Annotated in this window: 16 protein-coding genes and 1 pseudogene; 16 read left to right on the top strand and 1 reads right to left on the bottom strand. The window is 47.2% G+C overall.

The genetic code is table 11. The features are described 5' to 3' along the window. The first annotated feature begins 291 nt into the window (after positions 1–291). The 6 genes from accD (at position 292) to IEX81_RS01290 (ending at position 5,955) form a co-directional block, all read left to right on the top strand. On the top strand, positions 292–1,191 hold the full coding sequence (accD, locus tag IEX81_RS01315) for an acetyl-CoA carboxylase, carboxyltransferase subunit beta (RefSeq protein ID WP_188801055.1): 900 nt from the start codon (positions 292–294) through the stop codon (positions 1,189–1,191). Further along, positions 1,149–2,177 carry an acetyl-CoA carboxylase carboxyl transferase subunit alpha gene (gene accA / locus IEX81_RS01310; RefSeq protein ID WP_188801053.1) on the top strand — a complete coding sequence of 343 codons (1,029 nt, stop codon included), beginning with the start codon at positions 1,149–1,151 and terminating at the stop codon, positions 2,175–2,177. The genes accD and accA overlap by 43 nt, the downstream gene beginning before the upstream one ends. Positions 2,178–2,185: 8 nt before the next feature. Beyond that, entirely contained in the window at positions 2,186–3,145 is a 960-nt protein-coding gene (pfkA, locus tag IEX81_RS01305) for a 6-phosphofructokinase (protein WP_188801051.1), read from the top strand. 99 nt (positions 3,146–3,244) lie between these two features. Further along, the gene (gene pyk / locus IEX81_RS01300) at positions 3,245–5,005 is read left to right on the top strand and encodes a pyruvate kinase (RefSeq protein ID WP_188801049.1); all 1,761 of its coding nucleotides are present in this window, start codon (positions 3,245–3,247) and stop codon (positions 5,003–5,005) included. 105 nt (positions 5,006–5,110) lie between these two features. Continuing rightward, a complete protein-coding gene (locus IEX81_RS01295; protein WP_188801046.1) occupies positions 5,111–5,533 on the top strand; it encodes an acyl-CoA thioesterase in 423 nt (140 codons plus the stop codon). 23 nt (positions 5,534–5,556) lie between these two features. Further along, positions 5,557–5,955, top strand: a complete 399-nt coding sequence (locus IEX81_RS01290) for an FxsA family protein (protein ID WP_188801045.1) — start codon at positions 5,557–5,559, stop codon at positions 5,953–5,955. Positions 5,956–5,966: 11 nt separating this feature from the next. Here IEX81_RS01290 and ytvI read toward each other — a convergent pair whose 3' ends face one another. Then, entirely contained in the window at positions 5,967–7,109 is a 1,143-nt protein-coding gene (gene ytvI, locus IEX81_RS01285; RefSeq protein WP_188801042.1) for a sporulation integral membrane protein YtvI, read from the bottom strand. A 561-nt stretch (positions 7,110–7,670) separates the two neighbouring features. On the opposite strand from ytvI, the gene citZ reads away from it, so the two are divergent. The 10 genes and pseudogenes from citZ to polA all read left to right on the top strand — a co-directional run bounded on the left by citZ (position 7,671) and on the right by polA (position 20,658). Beyond that, positions 7,671–8,783, top strand: coding sequence for a citrate synthase (gene citZ / locus IEX81_RS01280; RefSeq protein WP_188801041.1), 1,113 nt, complete (start codon positions 7,671–7,673; stop codon positions 8,781–8,783). 109 nt (positions 8,784–8,892) lie between these two features. Continuing rightward, a complete protein-coding gene (gene icd / locus IEX81_RS01275) occupies positions 8,893–10,161 on the top strand; it encodes an NADP-dependent isocitrate dehydrogenase (RefSeq protein WP_188801039.1) in 1,269 nt (422 codons plus the stop codon). 163 nt (positions 10,162–10,324) lie between these two features. After that, positions 10,325–11,260 (top strand): malate dehydrogenase, encoded by a 936-nt coding sequence (mdh, locus tag IEX81_RS01270; RefSeq protein ID WP_188801037.1) that lies wholly within the window; start codon positions 10,325–10,327, stop codon positions 11,258–11,260. Positions 11,261–11,748: 488 nt separating this feature from the next. Beyond that, positions 11,749–12,689: pseudogene (locus IEX81_RS01265) on the top strand (phosphate ABC transporter substrate-binding protein). Between the two features lie 134 nt (positions 12,690–12,823). Then, positions 12,824–13,786: a phosphate ABC transporter permease subunit PstC gene (pstC, locus tag IEX81_RS01260; RefSeq protein WP_229727419.1), complete on the top strand. Its 963-nt coding sequence runs from the start codon at positions 12,824–12,826 to the stop codon at positions 13,784–13,786. After that, entirely contained in the window at positions 13,786–14,670 is an 885-nt protein-coding gene (gene pstA / locus IEX81_RS01255; RefSeq protein ID WP_188801035.1) for a phosphate ABC transporter permease PstA, read from the top strand. Before pstC ends, pstA begins: the two co-directional genes overlap by 1 nt. Before the next feature lie 28 nt (positions 14,671–14,698). Further along, a complete protein-coding gene (gene pstB / locus IEX81_RS01250) occupies positions 14,699–15,499 on the top strand; it encodes a phosphate ABC transporter ATP-binding protein PstB (protein ID WP_229727435.1) in 801 nt (266 codons plus the stop codon). 68 nt (positions 15,500–15,567) lie between these two features. Continuing rightward, a complete protein-coding gene (locus IEX81_RS01245; RefSeq protein ID WP_188801031.1) occupies positions 15,568–16,263 on the top strand; it encodes a response regulator transcription factor in 696 nt (231 codons plus the stop codon). Then, positions 16,244–17,959: a two-component system histidine kinase PnpS gene (gene pnpS, locus IEX81_RS01240; protein WP_188801028.1), complete on the top strand. Its 1,716-nt coding sequence runs from the start codon at positions 16,244–16,246 to the stop codon at positions 17,957–17,959. The genes IEX81_RS01245 and pnpS overlap by 20 nt, the downstream gene beginning before the upstream one ends. A gap of 68 nt (positions 17,960–18,027) precedes the next feature. Next, entirely contained in the window at positions 18,028–20,658 is a 2,631-nt protein-coding gene (gene polA / locus IEX81_RS01235; protein ID WP_188801018.1) for a DNA polymerase I, read from the top strand. The last annotated feature ends 22 nt before the right edge of the window (positions 20,659–20,680 follow it).

The raw sequence follows: 20,680 nt of genomic DNA, 5'->3' as shown, positions 1-20,680 counted from the left end.
GTCAGTGTCTGAGACTTGGCTTCACCAAGTTTTTCTTTAAAATTTACCAGGAGCTCTGCTATAATGAAGAAGTTTGGAAACTCATAAATGAGGCCGGAACTGGTTCGTAAAATCGGTACCGATCCCCATTTTCGCGGCATCCGTCAAATCGGTATAATACAATAACAAAACATAATTTGTCGAAAACAAGAAAAAACAATCGACGATTCAATGAAAAATAAGTGAAAAAAAAACGACATGTTGGAAGATTTGATTGATTTCAGGCTTGGAAAAAGTTAGAGGGTGATATACTTGATAAAGGACTTTTTTGTTAAAAAGAAAAAGTACGCGACGGTTCCGTCTGCCAGGGCGAAGCAAGAGGTTCCCGAAGGCATTGTGATGAAATGCCCGAAATGCAAAAAAATTATGTACGTCAAAGAATTGAAGAAACACTTGTATGTTTGCCAGTCATGCGGCTATCATTATCCGCTGAGTGCATATGATCGCGCCGACATGCTTTTTGATGAAGGGACGTTTACGGAGTTCGACAGGGACATGATTTCGGAAAATCCGCTTCACTTTCCGAATTATATGGACAAACTGGAGAAGGATAAGCAGAAAACGAATCTCAGCGAAGCTGTTTTGACCGGCAAGGGAAAGATTGACGGCTGTGATGCTGCTGCGGCAATCATGGATAAGGGATTCCGCATGGGCAGTATGGGTTCGGTTGTCGGGGAGAAAATTACCCGTATGATCGAGTTTGCCGGAAAGGCCGGTCTGCCCGTGATCATTTTCTCGGCTTCAGGAGGCGCACGCATGCAGGAAGGCGTTCTGAGCCTGATGCAGATGGCCAAGACCAGCGCAGCGCTCAAAGCGTTCAGCGATAACGGGGGCCTTTACATTTCGGTCATGACTCATCCGACGACCGGCGGGGTTTCCGCAAGCTTTGCTTCTCTCGGCGATTATAATTTTGCGGAGCCGGGAGCATTGATCGGTTTTGCAGGCCGGAGAATTATTGAACAGACAATCGGCGAAGAGCTGCCGGATGATTTCCAAACGGCTGAATTTCTGCTGAAGCACGGACAGCTTGATCAGGTTGTTGAACGCAGCGAGCTTAAGAACGTTCTTCAGAAAGTGCTGTCGATTCATGCTGGAGGGAGTGATGGCGGTTGGGACCCGGACTTGAGTTTGAAAAGCCGATCAATGAATTAAAAGACAAGATTGCCGAACTGAAGAAATTCATGGACGATAAAGGGATCGATCTTTCTGAAGAGCTGACGCATCTTCAGGATCGGCTGGCCGCTCTGGAGAAAGAAACGTACAGTAATATGACGCCGTGGGAGCGTGTCCAGATTGCAAGAAAGCTGACTAGGCCAACGACTCTGGATTATATACCGCTTCTTTTTACGGATTTCATTGAATGTCACGGCGACAGGCTTTACGGGGATGATCCGGCGATCGTTGCCGGAATTGCAAAATTCCACAATCGTCCGGTTACTGTGATCGGGGAGCAGCGAGGGCGTGATACGAAAGAGAACATCCGGAGAAATTTCGGCAGTCCGCATCCGGAGGGCTATCGTAAGGCGCTGCGTTTGATGAAGCAGGCGGACAAGTTTCACCGGCCGATCATCACTTTTATTGACACGAAGGGCGCTTTTCCCGGCAAGGCTGCGGAAGAGCGCGGCCAGAGCGAAGCGATCGCGAGAAACCTTTTCGAGATGTCGGGACTTTCCGTGCCTGTGATTTGTGTGGTGATCGGAGAAGGCGCCAGCGGCGGTGCTCTGGCAATCGGTGTAGGCAATCAGATTCTCATGCTTGAGAACTCCTGGTACTCCGTAATCTCTCCCGAAGGGGCCGCCGCTTTGCTCTGGAAAGACGCAGGACTGGCAGAAAAAGCTGCGGAAACAATGAAGATTACGGGACCCGATTTGAAAAAACTCGGCATTATTGATAAACTGATTCCGGAGGTTTTGGGCGGCGCCCACAATGATCCGAAAACGCAGGCTCGGTTGATTGACCGGACTCTGGTCGAGTCTTTGAAAGAGCTGGACAAACTAAGCCGATCCGATGTTCGGGAACAGCGGTCGGCCAAGTACCGGGCAATCGGCAATTTTGTCGTGTCTTCAAGTAATCCGGAAAGCCGGCAGGCTTTTTCAAATTCATCAGCGGGCAGTAACTCGAATAAAAAAATGAGGTGATTGTTGTGATGAAAAGGATTGGCGTTTTAACAAGCGGCGGCGATGCCCCAGGCATGAACGCGGCCATTCGCGCGGTTGTCCGCGCCGGTATTTATCGCGGGGTTGAGGTTTTCGGCATCTACCACGGTTACAAAGGACTTATTACCGGCAATATTAAGAAACTTGAAGTGTCGGACGTCGGCGACATCGTTCAGCGCGGGGGTACGATCCTCTATACCGCACGCTGCGAAGAATTTAAAACGGAAGAGGGCCGTGCCATTGCCATTGAACAGCTTAAGAAATTCGGCATTGAAGGACTTGTTGTCATCGGCGGCGACGGCTCTTTTATGGGCGGGGTCAAACTGACTCAGCTCGGTTTTCCGACGATCGGCATCCCCGGCACGATTGACAATGACATTCCTGAGACCGACTTTACGCTGGGCTTCGACACAGCGCTGAATACGATTATCGACGCGATCGACAAGATTCGCGATACGGCAACTTCACACGAACGCCGCTTTATCATCGAGGTTATGGGCCGCGGGTGCGGCGATCTGGCGATGTGGGCGGGTCTTGCTGACGGTGCGGAAACCATCATGATTCCTGAAAAGAAAGAAGACATTGACACGATTGTCGAGCGCCTGAACCGCGGCCTGCAGCGCGGGAAAAAACATAATATCATTATTGTTGCAGAAGGCGTGGGCAGCGCGAACGATGTTGCCGAGGCCATTAAGGCACGGGCAAATATGGACACACGGGTTACCGTGCTTGGGCATGTCCAGAGAGGCGGTGCTCCTACAGCCTTTGACCGTGTTCTTGCGAGCAGAATGGGAAGCAAAGCGGTGGAATTGCTGCTTACTGGTGAGAAGGGCAAAATGATTGCCATTCAGAATAATAAAATTGTGGCTCACGACATTCTGGATCTTTTAACGAAGAAGCATGAATTTAATAATGACTTGTTTCAGTTGGCTAAGGAATTATCCATATAAGTCAGAGTGCGTTCGAAATAAGGGGAAAAATTGCCGAAGGGCTGAATCTTTTCTTCCGAATTTTTGAACAACCTTTATTAAAAAGCTGGGGGTATTATGATGAGAAAAACCAAGATTGTCTGTACTCTGGGACCTGCAAGCGACACGGTTGAACGCCTTGTTCAAATGATCAACGCAGGAATGAATGTGGCTCGCTTCAACTTCTCCCATGGCGACCACGCGGAACATCATCAGAAAGTAGTAAACCTTCGTGAAGCATGTAAGATAACCGGTAAAACAGTGGGCATTCTTCTTGATACAAAAGGACCTGAAATCCGCACACATGATATGGCCACACCGGAAGTTCTGCTTGAAGAAGGAAAAAATGTGGACATTTCCACAACAGAAGTTGCCGGAACAGCTGAAAAATTCTCTATTACTTATGCAGAACTGATTAACGATGTAAATGTCGGCTCAAAGATCCTGATCGATGACGGACTGGTCGAACTCGAAGTAACAGGCATTGATAAAGAAGCAGGACTGATTCATAACAAGATCCTTAATTCAGGCGTTTTGAAAAGCAAAAAGGGAATTATTGTTCCTAATGTCAGCATTAATCTTCCTGGCATGACCGATAAAGATGCGGATGACATTGTTTTCGGAATCGGCGAAGGCATCGACTTCATCGCAGCTTCCTTTGTCCGCCATGCTTCGGATGTTCTGGACATCCGCAAACTCTGTGAAGAACACGGGGCTCACGATGTTCACATTTTCCCGAAAATCGAAAGCCAGGAAGCCGTGGACAATATTGAGGAAATTCTCCGTGTTTCTGACGGCCTTATGATCGCCCGTGGCGACCTTGGCGTCGAAATTCCGCCAGAAGATGTTCCGCTCGTTCAGAAGCGACTGATCAAAATGTGCAATCATGTGGGCAAAACGGTCATCACAGCGACACAAATGCTCGATTCAATGATCAGAAACCCACGCTGTACACGTGCCGAAGCGAGTGACGTTGCGAACGCCATTTTTGACGGGACTGACGCGACGATGCTTTCCGGAGAATCAGCATCGGGAAAATGGCCAGTAGAAGCTGTCCGGACGATGAGCAATATCGCGACAAAGGCGGAAACGGCTCTGGACTATCCGGCTATTCTGAACAGATTAAGCAAGTCAAGTGAGAAAACCATCACTTCCGCAATTGGCGAAGCTGTTGCCCATACTGCCCTCAGCCTTAATGTCGGCGCAATCATCACGTCGACGGTCAGCGGACATACGGCACGCGTTGTTTCCCATTATCGCCCTAAAGCCCCGATCATTGCTGTGACAAACTCGGAAAGAGTGGCTCACAAAATGTGTCTGGCCTGGGGTGTCACACCTGTACTCAGTGAACTGGCAAAAACGACGGACGAAATGTTCGACATCGCCGTTGACAGTGCCGTTAAGTCGGGGCTTGTCAAGAAGGGCGAACTTGTTGTCATCACCGCCGGCCTCCCTGTTGCCGAAGCAGGCACAACCAATCTGCTCAGAGTACATGTTGTCGGAGACGTTCTTGCGCAGGGCCAGGGTGTCGGACGCAAGGCAGCTACCGCTCCGGTATATCTCGCAAAGGATGCTGACGACGCAAATCGCAACATGCCTGACGGAGCCATTCTTGTTGCAAAAGCGACGGATAAAGAATATATTCCGGCCATCCGCCGTGCCGCAGGTATTGTCACCGAGGTCGGCGGGCTGACCTCTCATGCCGCTGTTGTCGGCGTTGAATTTGAAATTCCGGTTGTTATCGGAGTTGACAAGGCAACCGATACATTGAAGACGGGCGAAGTCATCACGCTGGACGGCGAACGGGGCAAAATTTATCTCGGACATGCGAATGTACTTTGATTGAAAAATGATTTTAAGGTTAGCATAAAAAAATATCTGTGATAAAATCAGGGAAGGTGTTGGACAGACACCTTCTCTTAATTTTATCAGGTTGGGGTGATTGTCTTGAAAATCTCCAGGACAGAAATTGTAGCACGATATAATGAGACCGATAAAATGGGGATCATTCACCATAGTCAGTATATTAATTGGTTTGAAGTTGCCCGGACGGCGTGGATTAAACAATCGGGCCTTTCCTATCGCCAGATTGAAGAGGGCGGCCTGATGATGCCGGTCATCGGGATCGACGTACGCTATCACTCACCTGCGCGTTTTGAAGACGCCGTGATCATTGAAACATGCGTCAAGGATTACGACAGCGTTAAGATGAGTTTTTCCTATCGTGTGATTAGAGAAAACGATCATAAGCTTCTTACCGAGGGGACGAGCACACACTGCTGGACAAATCTCGAAATGAAACCCGTGTCTCTGAAAAAAAGCAACCCTGAACTGCACCGGCTTATTTTAAATGCGGCCGGGATTTCCTGAACGTTAAAGAGGGCGGAAAATTCGTGAGAAAAGCGTTGATTGTTATTCTTCTCTATGTTCTTGCTGAAGTGTCGGTACTGGTTTATGTCGGCCGGACACTTGGCGTGCTGAATACGTTTCTTCTCCTGTTTGCCGGCGCGTTCTTCGGCGTCTGGATAGTCAAACGGCAGGGACTGTCGATTTTTAAAAGAATTAGAGCTGATCTCGATCAAAGAAAAATTCCGGGAGACTCGCTGATGGACGGTGCCTGTCTCTTGATCGGCGGGTTTCTCTTCGTCGTTCCGGGGTTCATCAGTGACCTGGCCGGTCTGCTGTTTCTCGTCCCTTCGTTGCGTTTCTCAATTAAAAGGCGGATTGTTCGATGGCTTCAGGAATGGATCAGACGCGGCGGTTTTTGGTTTGTTTCTTTGAGAAGAAAATAGAGGGGCTTTGGTTATTCAACTTTTTTCCCGAGAATGAAAAGCCTGACCGTTCGCAGCGTTCCCGCCTGATACAGTGCCTTAACGATCACCAGGCTCAGCGGTCCGATGACAAGACCTGAAAATCCGAGCCATCTGAAACCGAAATATAGCGCGACGAGAGTGGCGAGGGGATCGAGTCCAATATGCGTAGACAGAATTTTCGGTTCCATCAGCTGACGCTGAATGACAAGAGCGGTGTAGAGGCTTGTCAGGCCGATCGTGAAAAAATAATGGTGCATGAAAAGCTGATAAAGGATCCAGGGGATGAAAATCACACCGATACCAAGATACGGAATAAGATCGACAAACCCGGAAATCAGGGCAATCGTGAAAGGCTGTTCTGTTTTCAGTGCTTTAAGCCCAAGATAAACGAGGATCATGGTCAGTGTGACAAGAATAAATTGAGCCTGTACAAAACCGATGCACGTTTTTTTTAAGTCCTTCCACACTTTCCTGAGCGGCACACTGACAGCCGGTGGAGTTTGGAAAAAAGACAGCCGTTTCTTGATCCGTTCCGAGTCTTTGGAAAGAAAAAAAGCTGCTAAAAAAATAAACAGGGCGGAAACAAGTGTATTCGGAAGCGAAGAAACGAACTGTGTCAGACTGGAGATCAGATTGCCGGCCAAATTATTGATCAGATCTGCCGCCGATCCTGCCATACTTTCGATGTTGAGCTGGATGGCTTTCTGCTGCCCCTGTGGGAGTCCGGAAAAGATGTGCAAAGCATGTTCCCAAGAAGGGATCAGTTTGCTGAAGAAGAGCGACTGAAGATCTTTGATTAGCATGCCAAGCTGACCGGGGACAGTTCTTGTAAGCGACGAGAGTCCTTTTATAAGGGCCATGGCAGTGAATAAAAGAATGCCTATTACAAGAGAGAAGAGCGAAAAAAGAACGATAAAAGACGACAGTCCTCTCGGAAGACCTGTCTTTTTTTCAAGAAAGGAAACAATAGGATTCAGAAAAAAAGAAAGGGCACAGGCGATGAGAAAAGGAAGGGCGTAACGAACGGCGAGATACAGGGAAAGCAGAATACACCCGAGAATGGATAAAACCAGAACGATTCGGACAAAAATCAATAAATATGCAGTCAAAGGTCTTGTTTTCTGCGAATCCATGTCCACACCCCACCTCATTTTTTACACTATTAGAAAGTACAAAGATTTTAAGGATTATAGTGTAAGGGACCGAACAGATCGCCGCGTTCTGCGGCACGTTCGGCATTAGGCCGTCCTGGCCCCCGCAACTTAGGCTCAGCCTGCGCTAGAGCTTGGCTTCGCCAAGTTTTCTAACACTATAGGAAAGTATAAAAATTTTAAGGATTATAGTGTAAGGGCAACTAAGGCTCAGCCTGCGCTAAGGCTTGGCTTCGCCAAGTTTTCTAACACTATAGGAAAGTACAAAAATTTTAAGGATTATAGTGTAAGGGCAACTAAGGCTCAGCCTGCGCCAGGGCTTGGCTTCGCCAAGTTTTCTAATATCTATGCAGCGGGACTATTTATATGACATTCCGTGAAATTCGGCCGGAAATCAAAGCGAAAGGGAGGTGTTTTTTGTTCACAAAATTGTCGATAACGGCTATAATCATCTTGAAAGGTTTAACATTTTGGGTCATTTTTAATTAAGCGCTTACAATTTGGGTTTCTGAAAAATGGAATGGCTTAAGGAGGGAATTAAATTTGACAACGACTAAAGGATTGGAAGGCGTTGTTGCGACAACCTCGGCAATCAGTTCAATTAATCAGGATGTACTTACTTACCGGGGTTACAGCATTCAGGACTTGGCCAATGAATCGACATTTGAAGAAGTGGTCTATCTGCTTTGGAACGGTGAGCTGCCGACTGCCGATGAACTGGAAGTTTTTAAAAAGAAACTGGCGGAAAATGCAAATGTCCCTGATGCAATTTTTGACGTAATGAAATCCTTTCCCGGGACTGTGCATCCGATGGCCGTGCTGAGAACGGCGGTTTCCGCGCTGGGCGTATTTGATCCCGATGCGGACCGAATGGACGCACATTCAAATATGGAGAAGGCCGTCCGGCTTCAGGCAAAGATCGGAACCATAATTGCCGGATTTGCAAGAATACGGAATGGCGAGGAACCGATTCCCCCAAAAAAGGACTTAGGGCTTGCGGCTAATTTTCTGTACATGCTGAAGAATAAAATTCCGACCGATGCCGAAGCGAGGATGTTCGATACCGCGCTTGTGCTGCATGCCGATCATGAACTGAACGCGTCAACTTTTACAGCCCGAGTCTGTGTGGCCACACTGTCCGATATCTACTCCGGAGTAACTTCCGCGATCGGCGCTTTGAAAGGTCCGCTTCATGGCGGTGCAAACGAACAGGTCATGAACATGCTGGAAAAAATAGGATCCGTTGACGAAGTCGATTACTATATTAACGATGCTTTGGCGAACAAAGAAAAAATCATGGGATTCGGCCACAGGGTTTACAAAACTGGGGATCCTCGCGCAAAAATCATTAAGAAAATGGTGGGAGAACTGACGGGGCACGGAGCTGAAACGAAGTATTATGACATGTCCCTCCGTATTGAAACCCTGATGAAAGAAAAGAAGGGCCTTCTGCCGAACACGGATTTCTACTCAGCGACTTTGTATCACACTCTGGGTATCGGGAACGACTTGTTTACGCCTGTTTTCGCAATCAGCCGGACATCGGGATGGGTTGCCCATATTCTTGAACAATACAGCGATAACCGCCTGATCCGTCCGAGAGCGGAATACAACGGACCGGGTCTCAGAACGTATATCCCTCTTTCGGAACGTTGATTATCCGTGTGAATCCAGGGATTTCAGCAGGATTCGCACTGCCGACGTCAAAACTGTTATAATTAAGAGATAAAAAGATCTTTAATAGTTAGTCTGGGAGGTACATGACGTGGCACAAGGAGAACAGATCAAGGTCGAAGACGGCATTTTAAACGTGCCGAATCATCCGATCATTCCCTATATTGAGGGAGACGGAATTGGACCGGACATATGGAAAGCGGCTTCCCGTGTTTTTGATGCGGCTGTCCGGAAGGCATACGACGGTGAGAAAGAAGTTGTTTGGAAGGAGGTGCTGGCCGGCCAAAAAGCGTTCGATCAGACAGGCAGCTGGCTGCCTCAGGAAACGATGGATGCAATAAAAAAATACGTTATTGCGATAAAAGGACCCTTGACGACACCCGTTGGCGGGGGAATACGGTCGCTGAATGTGGCTCTTCGCCAGCAGCTGGATCTTTTTACGTGTTTGCGCCCCGTTCGCTATTTTGAAGGCGTTCCTTCACCGGTTAAGCATCCTGAACAGATAGATATGGTCATTTTCCGCGAAAATACAGAAGATATATACGCGGGTATTGAATTTGAAGCGGGTACACCTGAAGTGCGCAAAGTCGTTAATTTTCTTCAGAACGAAATGGGCGTCCGGAAAATTCGTTTTCCTGAAACTTCTGGAATTGGCATCAAACCGGTTTCCAAGGAAGGGACTGACCGGTTGGTTCGCGCGGCCATTCGCTATGCCATTCATGAAGGCCGAAAAAGTGTGACCCTTGTTCATAAGGGGAATATTATGAAATTTACGGAGGGTGCCTTTAAGAACTGGGGCTATGAACTGGCCGAACAGGAATTTCCCGATGAGACGTTCACATGGAAGCAGTATGACGCCATTGCTGCACGAGATGGCCGGGATGCGGCAAACGAAGCTCAGAAACAGGCTGAAGCCGAAGGCCGGATTCTGATCAAGGATGCGATTGCCGATAACTTCCTGCAGCAGATTTTGACGCGGCCCGCTGAATATGACGTAGTGGCCACTATGAATCTGGACGGAGATTACATTTCCGATGCGCTTGCGGCTCAGGTCGGCGGGATCGGCATTGCCCCCGGCGCCAACATAAATTATGAAACAGGTATTGCGATCTTTGAAGCGACACACGGAACGGCTCCAAAGTATGCCGGGCTGGACAAAGTAAATCCGTCTTCCGTGATTTTATCGGGTGTTCTCATGTTTGAACATTTGAAGTGGTACGAACCGGCAAAACTGATTATCCGTGCAATCGAAAAGACGATCTCGAGTAAGACGGTAACTTATGACTTTGCCCGCTTGATGGATGGGGCGAATGAAGTGAAATGTTCGCAGTTTGCGGATGCCGTCATCAGTAATATGTAAACCGTTTGAATACTAAAGAGCAATTCCAGGCTTGTAACTGAAGAAACAGCTGAGTGAGTGTATCAGTCAGATCGACGGATTTGCTCATTTTCGGCTTTTTCAAAATGACAGCGCATCCACTCCGCTTTTTTGAATGCGAATGTCAAAATAGGGGGGAATATAAATGTCGTCCAGTCGAAAAAAAGTTACAGTTGTGGGAGCAGGTTATACAGGATCAACGACCGCTTTTCTTATCGCTCATAAAGAACTGGCCGATGTCGTTCTGGTGGATATTCCAAAGATGGAAAATTCAACAAAAGGGAAAGCTCTCGACATGCAGGAGTCGGGTCCTGTTGAAGGTTTCGACGTAAAGATTGTCGGAACGTCCGACTATAAGGAAACAGCGGACTCGGATGTCGTGATTATTACGGCGGGAGTTGCCAGAAGACCCGGCATGAGCCGTGACGATCTGGTTTCGATTAACGTCGGCATCATGAAGGATGTAACGAAACAGATCGTTAAGTTCTCGCCCCACTGTACGATCATTGTGCTCAGCAATCCCGTTGACGCGATGACATATACAGTTTATAAAGAGTCAAAGTTCCCAAAGAATCGGGTGATCGGCCAGTCCGGCGTCCTCGATACGGCCCGTTTCAGAACGTTCATCGCTCAGGAGCTTAATCTGTCGGTTAAAGACGTCACAGGCTTTGTTCTGGGGGGGCACGGCGATTCCATGGTTCCGCTGATCCGCTATTCATACGCCGGCGGCATACCGATCGAAACGCTAATTCCAAAAGACCGGATTGATGCGATTGTTGAGAGGACACGCAAAGGCGGCGGAGAGATCGTTTCGCTGCTCGGGAATGGCAGCGCTTACTACGCGCCTGCGGCTTCTCTTGTTCAAATGGCGGAGGCGGTGCTGAAGGACAAACGACGTGTCCTGCCCGCCATCGCCTATTTGGAAGGAGAATACGGATACAGCGATCTCTACCTCGGGGTACCGGTTGTGCTCGGAAAGAATGGAGTTGAAAAGATCATTGAACTGAGTCTGAACAAAGAAGAAAGGGCTGCTTTGGATCAATCGGTTGATTCCGTAAAACACGTGCTTCAGACCATTTGAGAACTCGAACTTTATCCATATCTGAAAGTACTTGTCGAAAACTGTCTCTTTAGAGAGCCGGATTTTCGACATTTTTTTTGCACTCAGGATTCGACTTTTTTGTGAACAGCGCCATCCGTCAATTTTGTCTTCAGAATCACTGCTTTACCCAAATTTCTCTTCCGGAAATATAGAAAGATGCAGCCCGAATGATTGGAAGAGGCGGACTTACGTATGGCAAATCGAAGGGTTTTGGATAATAATTCTAAGAATGCAGATGATAAGAAAGAGCCGTGAAGCTGCAATTTCAAAACTTTGCTGACCTTTTTGTTTTTATCTGGTAAAATGAAGATGAAAAGTGCGCCTAATCAGCAAAACTCTGTGTAAATCGACATGTAATCCATTTCGTTTACAAAAAATTTACACGAGCTTCATACTCGGTTAAAAGATGCACCTTAATATGAATAGTGCAATAAGGTCACTCAAAACTTGAGGGGGAAAACATTCTCATGAAAAAGAAAAGCTTGCTTACGATTGGCCTGTTTCTTGTTCTTGCATTTACCTTGATTCTCGGCGCGTGCGGGAACGGAAGCAGTTCAGGAAGCAGCAGCAAATCGAGCTCCAGCTCAAAATCCAGTGCTTCGAGCTCTGCACCACTTTCAGGTAAACTGACGATCGGCGGTTCAACTGCTCTGCAGCCGCTCGCTGCACAAGCTGCAAAAGAATTTATGGACAAGAATCCTAATGTTCAGATCGACGTTCAGAGGGCGGCGGCAGCGGTACCGGATTGAGCGAAGTAGCAGCAGGAAACTTTGACATCGGTAACTCCGACATCTTCGCTGAAGCAAAAAAAGGTATCGACGCTAAGGCACTGGTTGACACAAAAGTAGCCGTTGTCGGTATGACGGCAGCTGTCAATCCGCAGGCTGGCGTAACGAATCTTTCGAAAGCGGATCTTCAGAAAGTTTTCACCGGTCAGGTAACGAACTGGAATCAGGTTGGTGGTAAAAATCTGAAGATCACGTTGGTAAACCGTTCGGCTACTTCAGGCACGAGAGCAACTTTTGACCAATTTGCTTTGGACAATAAGACTCCTGCAGAAGGCATTACACAGGATTCTTCAAACACAGTTAAGAAAATTGTTGCTCAGACTCCTGGAGCAATCGGCTACTTGGCACTGTCTTACTTCACTGCTGGTGACAGCTCGATCGTTAAGCTCTCCATCGACGGAGTACAGGCAACTGAAGCGAACATCTCTTCCGGAAAATTCCCGGTTTGGGCTTATGAACACATGTATACTAAAGGAGCACCTAAGGGTCTTGCTAAAGCGTTCATCGATTTTATGATGAGCAGCGCGGTTCAATCTAAAGACCTGCCGGCACAAGGCTATATGGCAGTTGGCAAAATGACTGTTCAGCGCGATGCGACCGGTGCGATGACATCCAAATAAATCGGATAATCATACTTAATTCTAAAAAAAGATAAATGTAAGCTGTAGACGGCTAAGCGGGATTTGTATTTTACATCCCGCTTACCGTCGTATGTTTGAAAAAAGTTTTGAGTAGTAAAAAATGAGGTGTAACGATGAAAATCAGCAAAGCGATGATCAGCGAATTGCCGGATGACCTTCCGAAATCATCGTTGTTAAAAGAAAAAGGGTTGATTAAAAGATTCACTGATAGATACAGTGAATCCAGGGGCAGAACAATTATCTATGGCAGTGCTTTTACAGTCATCATTGCAGTTGTTGCGATCACATTGTTCCTCACCTTGCAAGGGTTAAGATCTTTTGTGGTTGATCACATAAACTTTTGGACATTTATCACCGGAACAGACTGGAATACCGATCAGACGAAGAATCCCTCTTTCGGCGCATTTGCCTTTATCTTCGGCTCGATGTCCGTCACTTTGCTGGCTGCATTAATTGCCACGCCTATTGCCATCGGTTCCGCTATTTTTATGGCGGAATTGGCAAAAAAATGGGGGCAGAGAATACTTCAGCCTGTTATTGAAATTCTTGTCGGCATTCCGTCAGTTGTCTACGGATTTATCGGACTGACTGTTATCGTCCCGTTCATGCGTGTGCACTTTGGAGGCTCCGGATTCAACATGCTGGCAGGGGCAATTGTTGTCGGCGTCATGATTTTGCCTACGGTTACCAGTATTGCTGCCGACAGCATACGAGCGGTTCCGGACTCGCTGCGAGAAGCCTCTTATGCCATCGGCGCTACTAAGTGGCAGACAATCTGGCGCGTGGTCATCCCGGCTGCCGGATCGAGCCTTATGACAGCTATTGTTCTCGGTATGTCCAGGGCATTTGGAGAAGCTTTGGCTGTACAGATGGTCATCGGTAACGCAACCAAATTCCCACACTCCATTTTTGATCCTGCCGCAACTTTAACAACAATTATTACGTTAAGTATGGGCGATACAACAACCGGCAGTGTGATCAACGATGCCCTTTGGTCGTTGGGACTGATCCTTCTGATCATATCCTATGTCTTTATTCTCATTATTAGGTTGCTTTCCAGAAGGAGGAACGTGTGATGAACAGCAAAGTGACCAATCGCATCGCTCTTTCACTTATTGTTTTGTGTGCAGTGATCATGGTGAGTACGCTGGCTGCATTATTGGGTTATATTTTAGTAAAAGGTCTAACAAACATTTCCTGGCATTTCCTCACATCGGAATCCAGTGCTTTTATGGCTGGGGGCGGAATCAAGGATCAGCTCTGGAATTCCTTCTACGTTCTGATCATCACGATGATTCTGACTATACCTATCGGCACAAGCGGGGGAATCTATCTTGCGGAATATGCCCGTCCTGGTAAACTGACCTCATTCATCCGTTCATGCGTTGAGGTGCTTGCATCACTGCCTTCCATTGTTGTGGGAATGTTCGGCATGCTGATTTTCGTCAACTATTTCGGCTTCAAATTTTCTGTTCTTTCCGGGGCACTCGCGCTAACAGTATTTAACCTTCCGGTTATCGTACGGGTGACCGAAGACGGTTTTCGTGCCTTACCGCTTCATCAGAAAGAAGGGGGACTCGCTCTCGGACTCACCCACTGGCACACCATTAAGACCATTCTTCTTCCGGAAGCTTTTCCAAGCATTTTAACAGGGATTATTCTCTCTGCCGGGCGTGTATTCGGCGAATCAGCGGCTCTGCTGTTTACAGCCGGGATGTCCACTCCAAATCTCGATTTTACGAATTGGAATCCCGCGTCGCCAAATTCACCTTTGAATTTATTCCGCTCGGCTGAAACTCTGTCGGTCCATATCTGGGCGGTCAATACATCGGGAATTATACCCGACATTCAGGCAGTAGCTAATGGTTCCTCGGCTGTTCTTGTCATTTGTGTATTGATGTTTAACTTGCTTGCTCGAGCTGTCGGTAAAATGATTAATCAAAAATTATCAGGAAGATAATGGGGAGGAAAAGCAGATGGTAGTCCAAATGGAAAATAAAATTACTTCTTTCGTGAATAGTGAAGATGTGGATCGTCCCGTCTTGATCAATGTCGAAGATACAAATATTTACTATGGTGATAATCATGCGGTGAAGCATGTGAATATGCCGATTCATGAAAGATCGATCACTGCCCTAATTGGTCCGTCCGGATGCGGAAAATCTACATTTATCCGTACTATAAACAGGATGAACGATCTCATTCCTTCTGCAAGATGCGAGGGAAAGATCGACTATCATGGGATTAATATTTTGAGTCCGAAGGTGGACGTTGTTAAACTGCGCACGGAAATCGGAATGGTCTTTCAGCAGCCAAATCCGTTTCCGAAGTCGATCAGTGAAAATATTCAGCTTCCTCTGAAATTTGCAGGCATCCATAACAAAAAAACACTGAGAGACGTGACCGAAAAATGTTTGAAACAGGTCGGTTTGTGGGAAGAAGTAAAAGATCGTCTTGACCGATCTGCCACGGGTCTGTCAGGCGGACAGCAGCAGCGCTTGTGCATTGCGCGTGCCCTTGCGCTGAAACCCGATGTGATCCTTCTTGATGAACCGACTTCTGCACTCGATCCGGTTTCCAGTGCGAAAATTGAAGAGCTGCTCCTTCAGCTGAAAAAAGATTACACGATTGTCATTGTCACGCACAACATGCAGCAGGCTGCTCGAATCGCTGATTATACCGCTTTCTTCTACCAGGGTGAATTAGTTGAATTCGGCACGACAAAAACACTCTTTACTATGCCTGAAAAGAAGAGCACGTCAGATTATATTTGCGGACGTTTTGGTTGATCGAAACGTGAACGCCTATTACCGATAAGCTTATTCAAAAAGGAACACAACAGGGGGAAGGGTCCGACTTGGCAAAAAAAATACTGGTTGTTGATGATGAACCATCTATTGTGACCTTACTCTCTTTCAATCTTAAGAAATCCGGTTATGAGGTCATTACTGCCGGAAATGGTTCCGAAGCATTATCGATGGTCAGAGAGCAGCATCCGGATCTGATTGTTCTTGATCTGATGCTTCCCGAGATGGATGGTATGGATGTTTGCAAGAGACTGCGCCAGGATTTTATTTTTATTCCGATCTTAATGCTGACTGCGCGGGACGACGAACTGGATAAAATACTCGGCCTGGAGCTTGGCGCGGATGACTATATGACCAAACCGTTCAGTCCGCGTGAAGTGATTGCAAGGGTCAAAGCTATTTTACGCCGTTCCGATCTGGGAAAACAGGAGCAGAATGAAATTCTGACTGCCGGAGATATTAAAGTCTACCCGAATAACTTTGAAGCAACTTTCAAAGATCAGGAGCTGCTGCTGACTCCGAAAGAGTTTGAACTGCTTGTTTACATGATGCAGCATAAAGGCAGAGTGCTGACACGCGAGCAGCTGCTGAACGCAGTATGGAATTATGAATTTGCCGGCGACACGCGCATTGTTGATGTCCACGTCAGCCATCTTAGAGAAAAAATCGAAGATATGACACGAAAACCGCTCTATATAAAGACTGTAAGAGGGTTGGGTTATAAACTTGAAGAGCCGAAAGCTTGAAAAAAATGTATTGATTCGCTGGGGATTAGTGATCGCCGGCCTATTATTTCTTATCTTTGTTTTCAACCAGGTCGTTCAGGTTGCCTGTTCACAGCTTGATCAGGAAAGAATGACCGACCGGCTGAACTGGATCCAATCCCTGACGGTTCATGATGGGTATCTCGATTTGACGCATGCGCGGGAAGGACTGACGGCGTATGCCCAAAAGTCATCGGTTAAGATTGCCATTTACAGTACGGACCGTCACTTGCTCTACTCTTCAAATCAAAACAGAGAAGCGCTTTCTTCAAAACAATCGTACGTATTTCATGAGACGGCGAATTCCTCTGTATACATAACGCCGATAAAAGCAGATCAGCAGATTATCGGCTATCTGCGGCTTGAAGGTCCCAAAACGGTTGTTGTGGGACTGGGTCTGCTTTACTTTTTTTTCTTTGTTTTGGGCCTCTGTCTGCTTTTTTATCGGGATTATATCGTGCGTTCCTATGCCGTCCCGATTCGTTTCGCGGCGCAGATGGCGGAAAATATGCTTGATGGATCTTTTAGATTGACGGCTTCGGACAGTGTCAGACGGGAAAGTGTGCTGCGGCTGAACCTGGCGATGAACCGTCTTTCTGAAACGCTTCATGAAATCAACAGGTCCTATTCCACCCAGAGAGACAGCATGACGACGCTGATTGAAAATATAGGCAATGGTCTGCTTTTTATTGACGGCAACGGCAGAATCAATTATATCAACAAAACATTTAAAGAAGATTTTAAAACAACCGCTTCCCACTGGGAACTCGCCGACTATCAGGAAGTCCTCCCCTATGATGAGGTCAAAGAGATGATCGACGAGGCCTTCAGCACCAGACAGCGGCTGAAAAAACAGCTTCAATTGACGGTACATATCGAAAGAAAACATTTTGACGTCTCCTGTGCACCGATCATCAACCACCATAAAAAAATCAGGGGCATCGTCGTTGTCTTCCATGATATTACTGAAATTAAAAAACTTGAAAATATGCGCAAAGATTTTGTTGCCAATGTTTCTCATGAGCTGAAGACGCCGATTACTTCGCTGATCGGTTTTACAGAAACTTTGCTTGATGGTGCGAAAGATGACAAAGCACTTGAAACGCAATTTTTAAATATCATTCTTCATGAAGGGGAACGGCTTCAGAATCTGATTAAAGACTTGCTCGACCTATCAAAAATTGAACGCGAGCACTTTTCGATTCAATGGCAGAAGGTCTCGCTCTCAAAATTGCTGGACGCGGCTTTATTGATTTTCAAAGAAAAGGCTGATGAAAAAAGAATTACGATTGATCGGCTTCCGGGCGATGAAGGCTGGGCGCTTGGTGATCCGTTCCGAATCCGCCAGATTATGATTAATCTGATTACCAACGCGATCGCTTATACTCCGGAACAAGGCAGAATTGTCCTTTCAATCAAAGAAACAGCTGATGAATCAAAGTTTATCATTTCAGATAACGGAATCGGCATTGAAAAAGATCAGATTCCGAGGATATTTGAACGCTTCTATCGTGTCGATAAAGCCAGGAGCCGCGATTCGGGCGGCACAGGGCTTGGGCTCGCCATTGTCAAACACCTTGTAGAGGTGCATGAAGGAAACATAGATGTGGACAGTGAACCCGGCAAGGGCACCACATTTACCATATCTTTCAAAATAACGACACCGCCGATTGGATAAAAGCGTCATCTTGCTTTAAAATAAAAGGCGAAGATACAACCGACGTTTTTGCACTCCAGGAGGATAGTATGAAGAAACTCGTTTTAATAGATGGCAATAATGTCGTTTACCGCGCGTTTTTTGCGCTGCCTTTGCTGAGCAACAGCCAGGGTATGTACACGAATGCCGTATATGGATTTACAACGATGCTTTTGAAAGCTATTGAAGAGGAGAAGCCGACTCATCTCCTCGTTGCTTTTGACGCGGGCAAGACAACCTTCCGGCACAACACGTTCAAAGAATATAAAGGCGGACGTCAGAAAACACCGCCCGAACTTTCCCAACAGCTTCCCTTTGTTTATCAGCTGCTCGATGCGATGGGTATCAAACGATATGATCTCGACAATTATGAAGCGGACGATATTGTCGGCACGCTGTCGAAGAGGGCAAAAGATGCTGGGTTTTCAGTGAGCATTATCACCGGTGACAAGGATTATCTGCAGCTCGTCGAGGATCACGTCAATGTCTCGCTGATCAAAAAAGGAATTAGCGATACCGTTGTCTATGATACTGAAAAAGTCAGAGAACGTTATGGAATTGATCCCGAAGGAGTCATCGACCTGAAAGGTCTTATGGGGGACGCTTCCGATAACATTCCCGGTGTTCCCGGTGTTGGTGAAAAGACAGCGATCAAGCTGCTGAAACAATTCGGAACCGTCGAGCGTGTCTATGAACAGCTCGATGAAGTGTCCGGGAAAAAATTGAAAGAAAGTCTTGAGACAAATCATGATCAGGCGCTGATGAGCAAGCAAATTGCGACTATTGATCGGGATTCGCCGGTTTTGATTACTCTGGACGATTGTGCTTATAAAAATAAGGTCACGCCTGAATTGACGGAACTGTTCCACGAGCTCGGTTTTCAGTCGCTGCTTGAAAAAATGGACCTCCCTGAAGAAGAGAAGAGCCCAACTGAAAATCCGTCAATCGAGGTAATGGTCGTCACTCATTTTTCCGAGGATCAGCTGGTGTCTCCGAGTGCGCTCATCGTGGAAATGCTGGACGAGAACTATCATTACGGAGACATTCTCGGCTTTGCCGTTGCCAACAAAAGCGGAACTTATTTTATTCAGACGGTAAATGGACTGAATGATTCGCTCTTTTGTAGCTGGCTCGCAGACCGTTCGAAAGAGAAGATCGTTCATAACGGCAAACAGGCGGAAGTTGCCCTGAACTGGAGGGGGCTGAAACTGAACGGCGTGATTTTCGACGTCGGGCTGGCATCTTATCTCATTGATCCGGCTGAAGCCGGGCAGGATCTGGCATCGGTAGCCAAAAAAAGAGGAATCACGGATGTCGAAACAGATGATGCTTTTTACGGAAAAGGCGCTAAAAGGGTGATTCCGGAGGGAGACGGGCAGGCCGGCCATCTGGGGCATAAGGCGGCCGCGCTGTTTGCCCTGAAACCGATACTTGCCGGGGAACTGAAAACCAATCAGCAGGAGCAGCTGCTCTCGGATCTTGAAATGCCCCTGTCGCGCGTGCTGGCCCGGATGGAGTTTACCGGTGTCCAAACAAGCGGCGAGACACTGAAGGCTATGGGAAGGGAACTGGACGCGACCCTTGAAGTGATTGAGAAGGATATCTATGAACTCGCCGGCGTATCGTTCAACATCAATTCTCCGAAGCAGCTCGGGGAAATACTTTTTGAGAAACTTATGCTTCCGGCCATTAAAAAAACAAAAACCGGTTATTCGACGGCTGCCGACGTGCTTGAGAAACTTCGCGGGCGTCACGAAATTATCGATAAAATTCTTGATTTCCGTCAGCTGGGCAAACTAAAATCCACGTATGTCGAAGGATTGCTGAAAGTGATCAATCCGAAAACGGGGAAAGTCCATACATGCTACAATCAGACGCTCACCCAGACGGGCCGGCTCAGTTCAACAGATCCGAATTTGCAAAATATACCGATCAGGCTTGAGGAAGGCCGCAAGATCCGCAAAGCCTTCCTGCCCTCTGAACCCGGTTGGCAGATATTCTCGGCAGATTATTCCCAGATTGAGCTTCGTGTTCTTGCTCATATCGCCGACGATGCCCATCTCAAGCAGGCATTCATCGACGGTCTGGACATCCATACGAAAACGGCCATGGATGTTTTCGGCGTGGAAAAGAACGGGGTCACGGCGCTGATGCGCCGTCATGCAAAAGCGGTCAATTTTGGCATTATTTATGGAATAAGCGACTACGGTCTTTCTCAGAATCTCGGCATCACGCGAAAAGAAGCGGGACGGTTTATTGAAAAATATCTGGAAAGCTATCCAGGTGTCCGTCACTACATGGAGGATATCGTAAAAAAAGCCAAAAAATCCGGATTTGTGACAACTCTGCTGAACAGGCGCCGCTACCTCCCGGAGATAACAAGCCGCAATTTCAATCTGCGCAGTTTTGCCGAACGGACGGCGATGAACACGCCAATCCAGGGCAGCGCCGCCGATGTGATCAAGAAAGCGATGGTGATCATGGACCGCCGGCTGGCCGAGGAACATTTAAAATCACGTATGCTGCTTCAGGTGCACGATGAACTGATCTTTGAAGTCCCCGAAGAAGAAATTGAAAGAATGAAAGTTGTCGTTCCGGAGGTCATGGAACACGCCATCACGCTGAAAGTTCCGCTGAAAGTGGAATGCGCCTATGGCCCGACCTGGTACGATGCCAAATGATCAAAAATGGGGCGATACGGAT

The sequence above is a fragment of the Sporolactobacillus putidus genome, assembly GCF_014647035.1.
GTDB classification, from domain to species: Bacteria; Bacillota; Bacilli; order Bacillales; family Sporolactobacillaceae; genus Sporolactobacillus; species Sporolactobacillus putidus.
Note: the sequence above shows the minus strand (reverse complement) of the source record. Positions and strands in the feature narration are given on the sequence as shown.